At 37.8% G+C, this 13,703-nt stretch carries 7 protein-coding genes; 4 read left to right on the top strand and 3 right to left on the bottom strand.

Going from position 1 to position 13,703, the window contains the following annotated elements:
* Nucleotides 1-279: 279 nt before the first annotated feature.
* The gene (locus tag JCM15092_RS11900) at nt 280-1,584 is read left to right on the top strand and encodes an alpha-l-rhamnosidase (RefSeq protein ID WP_024994858.1); all 1,305 of its coding nucleotides are present in this window, start codon (nt 280-282) and stop codon (nt 1,582-1,584) included.
* 4 nt (nt 1,585-1,588) lie between these two features.
* Entirely contained in the window at nt 1,589-3,901 is a 2,313-nt protein-coding gene (locus JCM15092_RS11895) for a DUF2264 domain-containing protein (protein ID WP_024994857.1), read from the top strand.
* Here JCM15092_RS11895 and JCM15092_RS17640 read toward each other — a convergent pair.
* The 3 genes from JCM15092_RS17640 to JCM15092_RS17625 all read right to left on the bottom strand — a co-directional run bounded on the left by JCM15092_RS17640 (nt 3,882) and on the right by JCM15092_RS17625 (nt 7,929).
* A complete protein-coding gene (locus JCM15092_RS17640; protein WP_235782347.1) occupies nt 3,882-6,098 on the bottom strand; it encodes a hybrid sensor histidine kinase/response regulator transcription factor in 2,217 nt (738 codons plus the stop codon). The two genes, JCM15092_RS11895 and JCM15092_RS17640, sit on opposite strands and share 20 nt — an antisense overlap.
* Nucleotides 6,099-6,166: 68 nt before the next feature.
* The gene (locus JCM15092_RS17630; RefSeq protein ID WP_235782346.1) at nt 6,167-6,439 is read right to left on the bottom strand and encodes a two-component regulator propeller domain-containing protein; all 273 of its coding nucleotides are present in this window, start codon (nt 6,437-6,439) and stop codon (nt 6,167-6,169) included.
* Entirely contained in the window at nt 6,421-7,929 is a 1,509-nt protein-coding gene (locus tag JCM15092_RS17625) for a ligand-binding sensor domain-containing protein (RefSeq protein ID WP_235782345.1), read from the bottom strand. The genes JCM15092_RS17630 and JCM15092_RS17625 overlap by 19 nt, the downstream gene beginning before the upstream one ends.
* Nucleotides 7,930-8,135: 206 nt before the next feature.
* On the opposite strand from JCM15092_RS17625, the gene JCM15092_RS11885 reads away from it, so the two are divergent.
* On the top strand, nt 8,136-11,414 hold the full coding sequence (locus JCM15092_RS11885; protein WP_024994856.1) for a SusC/RagA family TonB-linked outer membrane protein: 3,279 nt from the start codon (nt 8,136-8,138) through the stop codon (nt 11,412-11,414).
* 15 nt (nt 11,415-11,429) lie between these two features.
* Nucleotides 11,430-13,451 carry a RagB/SusD family nutrient uptake outer membrane protein gene (locus JCM15092_RS11880; RefSeq protein ID WP_024994855.1) on the top strand — a complete coding sequence of 674 codons (2,022 nt, stop codon included), beginning with the start codon at nt 11,430-11,432 and terminating at the stop codon, nt 13,449-13,451.
* Nucleotides 13,452-13,703 lie beyond the last annotated feature (252 nt).

Raw genomic sequence — 13,703 nt, 5'->3', positions numbered from 1 at the left:
TCCTAAGCTGGATAATTATCCAAAGGCTTAGGATAATAAAACTAAAACACAAAACAAATAAATGGTAATGACATTATTACTTTTATTGTCGTTTGTCAATAGATTGTGTCATTTGTGAGGCGGATACTCTTTAGCTTTAGTACTACTTTTTACTTAAGTTATTAGCCAAAAGGTTCAAAAAATAGGATTATGACCATTTTATATCCCTTTAATGCTTGATTATTCACCTTTAATTTAACATACAAAGTGATATTTTTGTATTGTTATAAATAAATCGCTATGAAGAAGTGTTTTATACTATTACTATTATCATATATCTCTGTTGTATCTACTGCTCAAAAGTTGGTTAAGGTGGGCGATGGATATAGCAGTACATCTGTAAATACTACAATATTCAGAAATAACTCTATAGTAACTCATAAAGGAAATCAATATATATCATTTTATGATGCTGAAGGATGGCTTACCATAGGAAAACGTAAGCTTGGTTCTCAGAATTGGACGCTCTCTCGTTCGCAATATAGAGGAAAGGTCAGCGATGCGCACAATATAATTAGTATGATGGCAGATGGTGAAGGTTATCTTCATGTAGCTTTCGATCATCATGGAAACAGATTGAACTATTGCCGAAGTGTGGCTCCGGAATCCATACAGCTTGCTCAGAAAGAGTCGATGATAGCTAAAGATGAGGAGGATGTGACATACCCTGAGTTTTATAGGTTACCATCAGGAGATCTACTTTTTGCTTACCGTTCGGGAGCATCAGGAAGAGGAAATCTTGTATTAAACAGATATAGCCTCAATGAACATAAATGGAGTAGGGTACAGGATATCCTTATTGATGGTGAAAATCAACGCAATGCTTACTGGCAGATGTATGTTGATAAATCGGGTATAATGCACCTCTCATGGGTATGGCGTGAGACATGGATGGTTGAAACTAATCATGATATGTGCTATGCTTGCTCAAAGGATGGTGGAGAGAGCTGGGAGAGAAGCGATGGTACAAAATATCAGCTTCCAATAAATGCTGCAAATGCAGAATATGCATGGAGAATCCCACAGAATCATGAACTAATAAATCAGACTAGTATGAGTGCGGATGCTCAAGGTAATCCATATATTGCAACATACTGGAGAGATGGCAACGACTCTGTTCCTCAGTTCAGAATGATATGGAACGAAAAGGGAAAGTGGCACTGCGATATTGTAGGAAATAGAACTACTCCTTTCTCCCTCAAAGGGGGAGGCACAAAAATGATCCCTATCTCACGGCCAAGAATGGTGGTAGATGGCAATAGGGCATTCTATATTTTCCGCGATATGGAGAGAGGAAGTAAAGCTTCATTAGCTTATAAGAATGATATACATAATGGTTCTGAACAATGGACTGTGATAGACCTGACAGATTTCTCACTGAATGCATGGGAACCAAGCTATGACAGTGAACTATGGAAGAAAAATAAAAAACTGCATATATATATACAACAGACAAACCAAGGTGATGGTGAAAAGAGTGTCGAGTCAGCTCCAACAGCTGTGTATGTTTTAGAGATTGATAATTTGAAAAGAATAATAAAATAGAGATATGAGAAAATTACTAAGAGTAACATTTATTACCATTATTGTCAGTATGGCTGCACTAAATGTGTCGGCCGCGAAGAGTGAAGCGCAGAAGGTAAGAGAGATTATTGACAAGGTGAATAACAAATGGCAGAGTGATAACTCACCAAAGAGCTCATCTTTTTGGGATAATGCTGCTTACCACACCGGTAATATGGAAGCTTATATGCTTACGGGCAATGAGAAATGGCGCAAATATTCTGAGGAGTGGGCAAACCACAATCAGTGGAAAGGTGCCAAGAGCAATGATAAGAGCCGATGGAGATATAGTTACGGAGAGAGTGATGAATATGTTCTCTTTGGCGATTTTCAAGTATGTTTCCAGACATATGCCGATCTCTATAATTTAGATCCGCAAGATTATAAGATTGCTCGTGCACGTGAAGTCATGGAGTATCAGATGAGTACAAAGAACAATGACTATTGGTGGTGGAGTGACGGGCTATATATGGTTATGCCGGTAATGACAAAACTCTATAAAATAACCGGGAATAACAGATATCTTGATAAACTATATGAATATATTATCTATTCGGACAGTATCATGTACGACGATCAAGAGGGATTATACTACCGTGATGCAAAATATGTTTATCCAAAACATAAGAGCCTGAACGGTAAGAAAGATTTCTGGTCAAGAGGTGACGGATGGGTGCTTGCCGGCCTTGCAAAGGTTCTCAAGGATGTACCTGCCGACTACAAACACAGAGATTTCTTCATTGATAAATTCCAGAGAATGGCTAAAGCTGTTGCAGCCATACAACAACCTCAAGGATACTGGACAAGAAGTATGATGGATCCGGAACATGCTCCCGGAGCAGAGACCAGCGGTACTGCATTCTTTACATATGGATTGATATGGGGTGTGAATAACGGATATCTTGACAGAGCAACATATATGCCTACAATTCAGAAGGCTTGGTCTTACTTAAGAGATAAGGCCTTTCAGAAAGATGGAAGTGTGGGATATGTACAGCCAATAGGAGAAAAGGCTATAAATGGTCAAGTGGTAGATGCCCGTTCAACAGCCAACTTCGGAGTAGGAGCATTCTTGCTTGCCTCATGTGAATATGTACGTATGCTCGAGGCTCAGGATAATAAAGACCGTGCTTACTGGTGTGATTTAGCTTACAAAATGGCTGCTCCTGTTCTGAGCAATATGGCCAAAGGTGAGTTGCAGAAAAACATGCTTGTCGAGACAAGCCCTAACTGGGATGGTCGTGATATACGTGTGACATATATGGAGGCTTTCGGACGTCTGATGGCAGGTATTGCACCATGGCTGAATCTGCCTGATGATGGTACTGAAGAGGGAAAGAAACGTAGCCAACTTCGTCAGTGGGCACTTAAGAGTTATGCCAATGCTGTTAACCCTGAAAGTCCTGACTATCTGTTGTGGAGAAAAGAGGGACAGCCACTGGTAGATGCCGCTTATGTTGCCGAGAGTCTTATCCGCGGATTTGACGCTCTCTGGTTACCTCTTGATGAGACAACAAAGAAGAGATATATAGAAGAGTTCACTATGATTCGCAGAATTGACCCACCTTACACAAATTGGCTGCTCTTCTCATCGACAATAGAGAGCTTCCTTGCTAAGGCAGGCGCTCCATACGATGCATACAGAGTGAATTCAGCAATCAGAAAAGTAGAGGAGTGGTATGTTGGCGATGGATGGTATGCAGATGGTCCTTCATTTGCATTCGACTATTACAGCAGTTATGTTTTCCACCCTATGTATCTTGAGACTCTTCAATGCATGAAGGATGCTAAGGCATATACACGCATTGACTATAAGAAATATTATGATCGTGCTCTTAACCGTGCTCAGAAATTCAGCATCGTACTCGAGAGAATGATCTCTCCTGAAGGTACTTTTCCTGTATTCGGCCGTTCCATACCTTATAGAATGGCAACAATGCAACCTCTTGCACTTATGGCACTTTATCAGCGTCTTCCTGCATCATTGCCTAACGGACAGGTTCGCTCTGCTCTTACTGCAGTAATGCACCGTATGTTCGATGGAAAAGAGAACTTCAATGAGAAGGGATTTCTTACAATAGGTTTTGCAGGACGTCAACCTAATGTAGCTGATTGGTATACAAACAACGGAAGTCTGTATATGACCTCTCTCTCATTCCTTCCTTTGGGATTGCCTTCAACACATCCTTTCTGGACGGATGCAGCACAACATTGGACAAATGTACGTGCATGGTCAGGTAAACCATTTGCAAAAGATCATCATTGGAGTGATAAGATAACTACTCCTGATCTTTTTTAGAAGATTTGCTCTTTACATATTCTGAGGGGGACATACCATATTCGTCTTTAAAACATTGACGGAAGTAGGCTACACTGCTGAAACCTATCATGTAAGATATTTCGGATATGCTTTGTTCCCCTTTTAATAATAGTTTCTCTCCATTCTGCATCTTTATCTTTCTTATCAGCTCATTTGCAGACATGTCGGTAAGACCTTTGATTTTTCTGTAAAGAGTGGAATGACTCATACACATCTTGTCGGCAATAAATCCTATATCCATCTTCTCCATGTCAAGATTATCCTCAATAATCTTTGTTATCTTGTCGATGAACACATTATCTAGCTTGTTAAGTGATTTGTATGCCTCCTCCTGTTCAGACTGTGCTTGAGTGGACTTTATAAGTCTTGCAATTTTCTTTCTTGCCTCGAGTATGTTTACAATTCTGCTTGTAAGAAGTTTGGCGCTGAAAGGTTTGGTGATATATGAATCAGCTCCGCTATCATAACCCATTTCCTTATCTTGTAAAGAGTCTTTTGCTGTAAGAAGTATAACAGGGATATGGCTGGTACAGATATCCTCTTTTACCAATTTACAGAGCTCTATACCATCCATTACAGGCATCATGATATCACTAATTATTATGTTTGGAATTTTATTCTTGGCAATATCCCATCCCTCCTTACCATTTGAGGCTGTTAGTATCTCATAGTCATCGCAAAGAGATGTACGTATATATTCTCGAATGTCGCTGTTATCTTCTACTATAAGAACCAATGTCTTCTGTGCATTTTGTACCTCCTGAGTCTCTTCTTCAGATAATTCAAAATCATTAGGTTGAACTTCTACACTATTCTTATGTATAGCTTCAGGATATGTATTATCAGTTATAAGCTTAAGTGTAAATGTAGTCCCTTTACCCTCCTGACTCTCTACATCAAGTATAGCCTGATGAAGTTCCACCAAACCTTTTACCAGTGCAAGGCCTATTCCAGAACCGGCTATTTGGTATTTCCCTGTACCCTGATAATAACGGTTAAAAATATGTGGTAAATCATTCTCAGTTATGCCATATCCTGTATCGCTGACAGATATAACTGTGTAATCAATATTGTTTTCATTAATGGAATTCAAACTAATCCTTATCTCACCTTTAGGAGTATATTTGGATGCATTGCTTAACAAGTTGTTAAGTATAGTAACTATCATCTCCTTATCGAAATAGATATTGTTGTTTTCTGATTTAATGTCGATAATATATGATACTTTTGGGTTGCTGTTAAGTTCCTTGAACCTTATTCCAACCTCATTAATTACTGTTGAAATATCATCTTTTTCGACTGATAATTTCCTGTTTTGAGTCTCGGTTTTTCTGAACTCCATTATGTCGTTTATAAGATTCAGAAGGCGGTGTGAACTGTCTCTTATAATTCCTATCTTGTTTATCTGTTTTAGTGATAGTGACTTGTCGCATAACAGGTCTTCTAGTGGACCTAATATCAAAGTCAGTGGGGTTCTAAGTTCATGAGTTATATTTGTATAGAACCTTAATCTCTCGTTATTCAGCTCCTGTTGGTCGGAAATCTTCTTTTTCTCCATTTTCAGACTTCCTTCCAGGTATACTTTCTTCTTATATGACTTTAATATGAGTATTATAATTATTGTTCCAATTATGCAGTATAATACCTTAAAATACCATGTGAGCAGTAGAGGAGGAGCAATAATGATATCTAGTGAAGCTACGTTACTATCCCAATCTTGATTTTTAAGTCTGGATCTTATAAGGAACTTGTACTTACCAGGAGGTATGTTTCTGAAAGTGATCTGTTTTTCATTCTGAGCATTATACCATATATTCTCAAGTCCCTCAAGCATATATGAGAATTCAGCTTGATCGCTTTGAGTTATATCAAGAACACTAAATGAAATCTTAAATGTGTTTTGGTTGTTTGGAAGCTCCACCTTTCCGGACAGAAATGCAATCTCTTTTTCCTCATTCTTACTCTCCTTATTAGATGTAAAGGTGGCAAATCCGGTTATAGATGCTGGAGCAACTTTCATCTTTCTTGTAACATAGTCCGGGTTGAAGTAGCATACACCATTTTGAGAACCGAAATAAATTAATCCGTCATTAGTCATTGAAACAGACTTACTCATGAACTCACCTATAGGAATTCCATCATGGTTATTATAGCTCAATAAAATCTTGCTGTTCATGTCGAAAAGTGATATGCCACTATTTGTACTAACCCAAATATTATGGCGTCTGTCCTCGCATATCGCTCTTACCTGACTGTTCTCCAGCCCATCTTCTTCTTTGAAACTTTATATTTTTTAGGGAGCGATGTATTATCAAATTTTACAAGTCCCTCACGTGTTGCTACCCATACTTTTTTGTTTGAGTCAAGTATCATATGGTTTACTGCATTTGAAGGGAATCCGTTGCTCTTGACCAAATTCAAACTCATCTTGTTGTTTTTATTGAAGATGGATATACCTTGTCCGAATGTCCCAATCCAAAGTTTACCCTCTTTATCTCTCAATATACCATGTACCATTCTGTCGGGCAATTGATTTTGAATCTCTTGCAACATACGAAGTTACCATTGTTGTATTTATAGATTCCCTCATCTGCCCCGATGAGAATATCCTCTCCATCTTCAAAGAAGCAGTTCACATTCAATCCATTGCTGCCTTTTATTCTCTCTACCTTATTTGTTTTTGGATTAAACAGCATCACTCCATTCATATATCCTCCTAACCAGAGGTTATTTTTCTTGTCTCTGTATATTACGTTAAGATGAGAGTTGGATATAAAGCTGTATGGAGCAAGGTTTATAGTCTCTTTTCTCTTTCCGTTGGCAAACTTATGTATCTCCTCTTCCGCTGATACATATACATCGTTTCCTATGGAACTTAACCCCCATACCTGTCTGGAAATGGCATCCGCATCAGCTTTGATAATATAAGGAAGCGTCCTGAAACTAGGCTGCTCGTAGCTTATTATATCGATTCCTGCTCTGTAATTACCTATCCAGATATTGCCGAATCTGTCCTGAAATATTGTCCTTGCATTAGGACTCGATAGTCCATTAACATTATTCTGAGCAATAATGTTCTTGAGTTTAAGCTCTTTAGGTGATACAAGGAAACTATTCTTCAGGTCGATAATGCTCACTCCTCCCATATTAATACATATCCATAGTTCTCCATTTTTCATCTCCTTTATATCTCTAATCTGTCCTGATAGTATTGAACAAGGATTTTTTGGATCATGTCTGAATGAGGTGAACTTGCCTGTTTTGGGATTGAATAGGGCAAGTCCATTATCTGTTCCCACCCATACATTATTATAACTATCAACGCATATGGAATGAATTACATTGCTTGGGATAGAACTATCATCATTATTAGAATGTATAAAGTTTCTCAACTTCCAGTCTTTAGTCGATATTATGCTCATACCCTGACCATCATGTCCCAGATAAATATTGCCCTTTCCATCGTCGCATCCTGTGAAACACTTCTTTCCTCCAAGAGCTGGGACTTTATTATCATAAATTTGAATAAACTTGTCTTTTTTCTTGTCGTAGTAGTTGATGCCTCGGTGGTAGGTAGTGATCCATATACCATGACCTTTTTTCGATCCTTTAATGTCGGTAATATCATTGGTAGTAATAGACTGGTCGTTCTCACCTGCTCTAACAGTTCTGAATGTTTGTTGCAAACAGTCAAAAATACTTAATCCATCGCGTTGTGAGCCAATCCATATTCTGTAATCTTTATCATCAGAATAGATGGCATTCAGTTCATTTCCGCAGAGGTCGGATGAATACTTTTTATATACTTTGAAGTGATTCCCGTCGAAACAGTTCAGGCCGCTCTCTGTGGCAAACCACATGCGACCTTGTATATCTTGTGTTATTCCTACTACGTAGTTGCTTGATAAGCCATTTTCAATACCTAATCTTTTAATGGTATATGTATTAGCATTTATATTACATATACAAAAGATGCAGAAAAGTATAATTTGAAGTGTCTTTTTCATAATACCATAAATAAATATTATACAGCAAATGTAATCAAATAATTAAGCAAAAAAATGGTCAACATAGGCTATAAGGCGATGTATTGCTATTTTGAACGATTTTTCTATTATGAATGATTGTTTTTTGTATGGCCTAACTTTTAATAAAGGTTTAGATTTGCAAAAATGTTTAATAAACCGAATAATCTAATTAAAAACGGAAAACGATGAAACAAGACTCGTTCAGAAACAATCGCAAGGCTTTAGTAGCCTTATTGTTTTGCACAGGTTTTATATCAGTTATGCCAAACTCTGTCTACGCGGAGGGCAGTTCTGCTATAGTGCAAGCAACTCAACAACAGAAAACTTCAGTTTCTGGTGTTATTAAAGATTCAACAGGTGAGCCTGTTATCGGAGCTAGTGTAGTCGAAAAAGGTACTACCAATGGTACAATCACAGATTTAGATGGTAAATATACTTTGAGAGTTGCTCCTGGGGCAACTTTGGTTGTATCCTATATTGGGTATAAAGCTCAAGAGATTAAAGTAGCTCAAAGAAAGCAAATAGATGTAACTTTAGCTGAAGACACTGAAGTTCTGGAAGAGGTAGTTGTTGTAGGTTATGGTACTATGAGAAAGAAGGATTTGACCGGTTCTGTAGTACAGATTAATCCTGCTAAAATCGCCGATCAAAATCCTGCATCTGTACAAGACCTGTTGCGTGGTACTCCAGGTTTGCAAATTGGATATGACTCATCTGCAAAGGGTGGTGGAGCTTCAATCCAATTACGTGGTCAAAACTCACTTTACACTGAAGGTGGCCATAACTCTCCACTCATTATTCTTGATGGAATGGCTTTCAACGGAGAACTTTCGGAGATAAATCCTGATGATATTGCTCAAATAGATGTTTTGAAAGATGCATCTTCAGCTGCAATATATGGTGCCAAAGCTGCAAGTGGTGTATTGATCATAACAACTAAAAAAGGTAAAGAGGGAAAACCTGTAATTAATGTCAGTTCAAACTTCGGAGCAAATACTAAAGCAGCTTATAGAGATGTATTTAGTCCTTCAGAGTATATGACTTATCGTGAGGATTGGTTAAAAGCTACTACTTACGGATATGATAATGATGGTAACTGGGGTTACTATGGAAAAGATAGTAAAGTTCCTAACGGCTACTATGACCATTATAATAATATAGGTAAATATGGAATAACTGCTGACGAATGGGCTACTAACGGAGCTAAGACTCTGCAGGCTAATGAGACTATGGAATCACTTTATGCTCGTCGTATGGGATTGGATGCAGATGCTGCTTTAGTTATGCAGAACTATCTTGCAGGAAAGACATATGATTGGAATGATGCAGTATTCCGTACCGGATTCAATCAGGATTATAATGCAAGTATATCTGGTGCGACAGAAAAGGTAAACTACTATTTCAGCTTCGGATATCTTAATAATGAAGGTGCTATTCAGGGAGATGACTATCAGGCATTCCGCTCAAACATGAAACTTAATGCAAAGATTACAGACTGGTTTGAGGTTGGTGCAAATGTAAACTTCCAGGATCGTAGCGATGTATCAAGTGCTGTTCCATTGGGAAGCAATTACTGGGATAACAATCAGCTCCGTGAATCTCCATATGCTTTGCGCTTTGATGATAACGGTAATGAAATTCAATTCCCTCGTAGCGGTAACCCAACAAATGGTGGTTACAACTATCACTTTAATGATATGTATGATGATCTTGAAAAAGGTTACACAGTATTGAATACAATATTAAATGCTAAGTTATCTCTTCCTTTCGGATTTACATACCAATTCAATATTGCTCCTCGTTACCAGTGGTTCTATGACAGATATTTCATGTCTTCTGAACTTCCTAACAGTACACCTGCAGATCGTGGAGTAAACCGTAATACTTCTAAAGAGTTTGACTGGTCACTTAATAATACACTTACTTGGGATAAGACATTCGATAAGCATCATTTCACTGTAACATTAGTTCAGGAAGCTGAAGAAAACAGATCTTGGTCTGATAATATAAGTGCACGAAACATTACTCCAACTGATGCACTAGGTTTTCACTATATTGATGGCGCAAATATGGAGCAGAGTTCAATTTCTGTAACAGATATTCACTCTTCTGCAGCTGCTTACTTAGGACGTCTTTTCTATGGATACAATGACCGTTATATGTTTACTGGTACTGTACGTCGTGATGGTTATTCTGCATTTGGTGCAAATAATCCTTGGGCTACTTTCTGGTCTGTTGGTGGTAGCTGGGTGTTCTCAGAAGAGAAGTTTGTAAACCTTCCTTGGTTGGATTCAGGTAAACTACGTGTATCATATGGTACAAATGGTAACAGATCATTGAAAGATACATACCTTGCATTATCAAACCTTAACAATGGTGGTGTTATGGGATATTATAATAATGGTACTCCTGCTGTTATTCAGGCTTTACAGATTAGTCGCTTAGGTAATCCAAACTTGGAGTGGGAGAAGACTACATCTTATAATGTTGGCTTAGACTTTGCTGTTCTTGATTATCGCTTAAGCGGTAGCATTGAGTGGTATTTCAAGAAGACACACGATATGATTATGAGCCAGCGTCTACCTAACTTTACCGGTTTCAGCAGTATTACTACCAACTTAGGTGAAGTAACAAATACAGGTTTTGAGCTTACATTGAATTCACGTAATATCAATACTAAAGATTTTACATGGGAGACTTCTCTAGGATTATCTTACAATAAGAACAACATCAAGCATCTCTATTACGAATATGATGAAAATGGTAAAGAGATTGATGATACTACAAATGGATGGTTTATCGGTAAACCTGTAGGTGAAATATGGAATTATGAGGTTGATGGTATATGGCAGGTTGATGAGGCAGCACAGGCTGCATTAGTTAATCAGAAACCTGGTGATCCTAAGGTAGTAAACCATTATACTGAAGATGACAAGGTATTGACAGATGGTACTCATGTTGCAGTTTATAATGATAAAGATAAAGTATATCTTGGAACAACAAATCCTCCTATCTACTGGAACTTACGTAACACATTTACATTCCTTAAAGATTGGACATTCTCTTTCTCAATGTATTCATATATGGGACATAAGAGCTTGGCAGGATACTATCTGAATGGTGATAATTCAGGTTCAATGTTTACTAATACTTGTAACACATACAAGAAAGAGTATTGGACTCCGGAAAATCCTACTAATGATTATGCACGTTTGAATGCTGTTGGTCCTAGCGGTGCAACAGGAGTACAGAAACTTTATAATCGTAATTTTGTACGTCTTGATAATATCTCTCTTGGTTATACATTGCCAAAAGATTTGACTCGCAGATTCTCTATAGAGAAAGTTCATGTTACAGCAACTGTAAACAATGTATGTACTTTCGATAGCTGGGAATATGGTGATCCTGAAACAGGTGGCTTCGCTAACCGTCAGTTCCAATTAGGTATTAATGTTACACTTTAAAAAGTCTAATCCAATATGAAACAATATATTAATAAATTATATAGGGGCATGGTTGTGGTTGTTGCAACTGCAGCTACTACTGGTTGCTCGGATTCTTTTCTGGCACAAGACCCACTATCTTTCTATGAACCAACAACAACTTATTCAACAGAGGCAGGCCTTCAATCGGCTTTGACTATGTGTGATAAACAGTTAAAAACTTATATTCTTGATGGTAACTGGAACAATGTCGGACTTTCTACAAACTACTATCTTACTGATGTAGGTATGTATGCAAAGACCGATATGGGTGGAGGTTTCCAAGATAACTTCGACGCAAAACTTACACCAACTTCAGGTATGGCCACAGGTGGTGATGGTAACTATATGCAGCGTTTTTGGAATGAGGGTTTCAATGCAGTTAAATATGCAAACTCTGTTCTCTCTTATGTAGATAAGGTTCAAGGACTAGATGAAGAGGTAAAGAATGCATATAAAGGTCGCGCTTACTTCCATCGTGCATATGCATATTACAACCTTACACTTCAGTTTGGTGATATTCCATTGATAACTCAGTTGATGACAACTCCTAAACAGAACTATTCATCAACAAGTAAGGAAGCAATCTTTAAGATGCTTGTACATGACCTAGAGTTTGCTGTTGAGCATGTTCCATCTCAAAAAGCAATGACTTATCTTGGTATGGTAAATCAGGAAGCTTGTATGCATCTTTTGGTTAAATGTTACCTAGTAACAGGTGACTATGCTAAAGCTGAAGCTACAGCTACAGAACTTATCAATAACCATGGTCTCAAACTTATGAGAAATACATTTGGAGTTTGGCAACCATCTGGAAACGAAAGTACTTGGAAAGTTACTCGTAATGTAGTTTGGGATTTACATCGTACTCCAAATATCTGCAATGCAGAGAATAAGGAACTTATTATGCCTATTATCAACTCTAACGACCAGAATTTCACAACATTCAATATTATGCGTGCTAATTTTGTTCACTGGAGTAACAGCGTAATCAGAGATCCTCATGGATTAGGTGGACCAGGTTCAAACTATGCTCGTAATAATAGTAATTATAATGCTGAACTTGACTGGGTACGTGTCGCAGGTCGTGGTATTGCATTGAACAGAACATCTTATCATTACAATAAGACTATCTGGATGCAAGATGGTGAAATGGACTGGCAAGATCTTCGCCATAACCGTGAAGTAGGTAACTGGATGGAGATGGAAGACTTTAAATACAATAATCCTAAGTCGGATCTCTATGGAAAGAACTATCAACTTTATGCTACTGAAGATTATGTAAAGAATGGTGAAGTACTTGTTCACAAAGGTGATATACTTTGCTCTGACACAATCCGTAGTTGGTATCCTACACCATTGTATCAGTTATATATTCTTGATGCTGTTGCAGAAGCAAACTTGGGTGCAAATCAGTTCCAGGGAGCTCAAGGTAAAGGATGTAATGGAGATATGTACCTATTCCGCTTAGCTGAGACTTATCTGCTTAGAGCTGAAGCTCGTTTCTATCAAGGAAATCCAACAGGAGCAGCAGCTGATGTTAATGAGGTTCGTAGTCGTGCTAATGCAAAGAAGATGTATACTACAGTAACTATTGGAGATATTATGGATGAACGTGCTCGTGAGCTTTATATGGAAGAGTTCCGTCAGGCAGAGATGGCACGCGTATCTTGGTGTCTTGCAAAGAGTGGTAAACCAGACGAATGGGGTAATACATACGATATTAATACTTGGGATAAACAAGAGGGTACAGACCTTAGTGGCGGTAGCTATTGGTTCAAACGTTGCACAACATACAATGTTTTCAACCGTCCTTGTGGTAAAGGTACTCAAGGTTCTCAGACTTTCGAATACAAGGTTAATAAGCACAATATCTTCTGGCCTGTTCCAAACTCTGCAATTACTGCAAATAATAAGGGGCAGCTTCGCCAAAATTATGGATATGACGGTTATGATGAATCTATTAAGATGTGGACTAACTGGGAAGATGCTGTAGCAGATGAGGCTAGTACAAATTAAAACGTACATAATTCAATAGGTTGCCTAATTATATTTCGAATCAGGTTTTTATTACCTGTTAAATTGTAATTTTTAATAGCCTGTCTAACATTATTTTGTTAGACAGGCTTAAATTATCTTATTGTATTATTATGTTTTTTGATTAGTTCTATCTTTTTCTTCAAATAGAATGTATGGTTCTAATTAAAAAGAGATGGTTTTAGTTTTTTTAACTTTAGTCTAAAAAGATGCATTAGGCAGCTCAGAGCCTAT

The organism is Phocaeicola paurosaccharolyticus JCM 15092, from assembly GCF_000613805.1.
Lineage (GTDB): Bacteria > Bacteroidota > Bacteroidia > Bacteroidales > Bacteroidaceae > Phocaeicola > Phocaeicola paurosaccharolyticus.
This window is presented reverse-complemented; position numbering and strand designations above follow the sequence as displayed.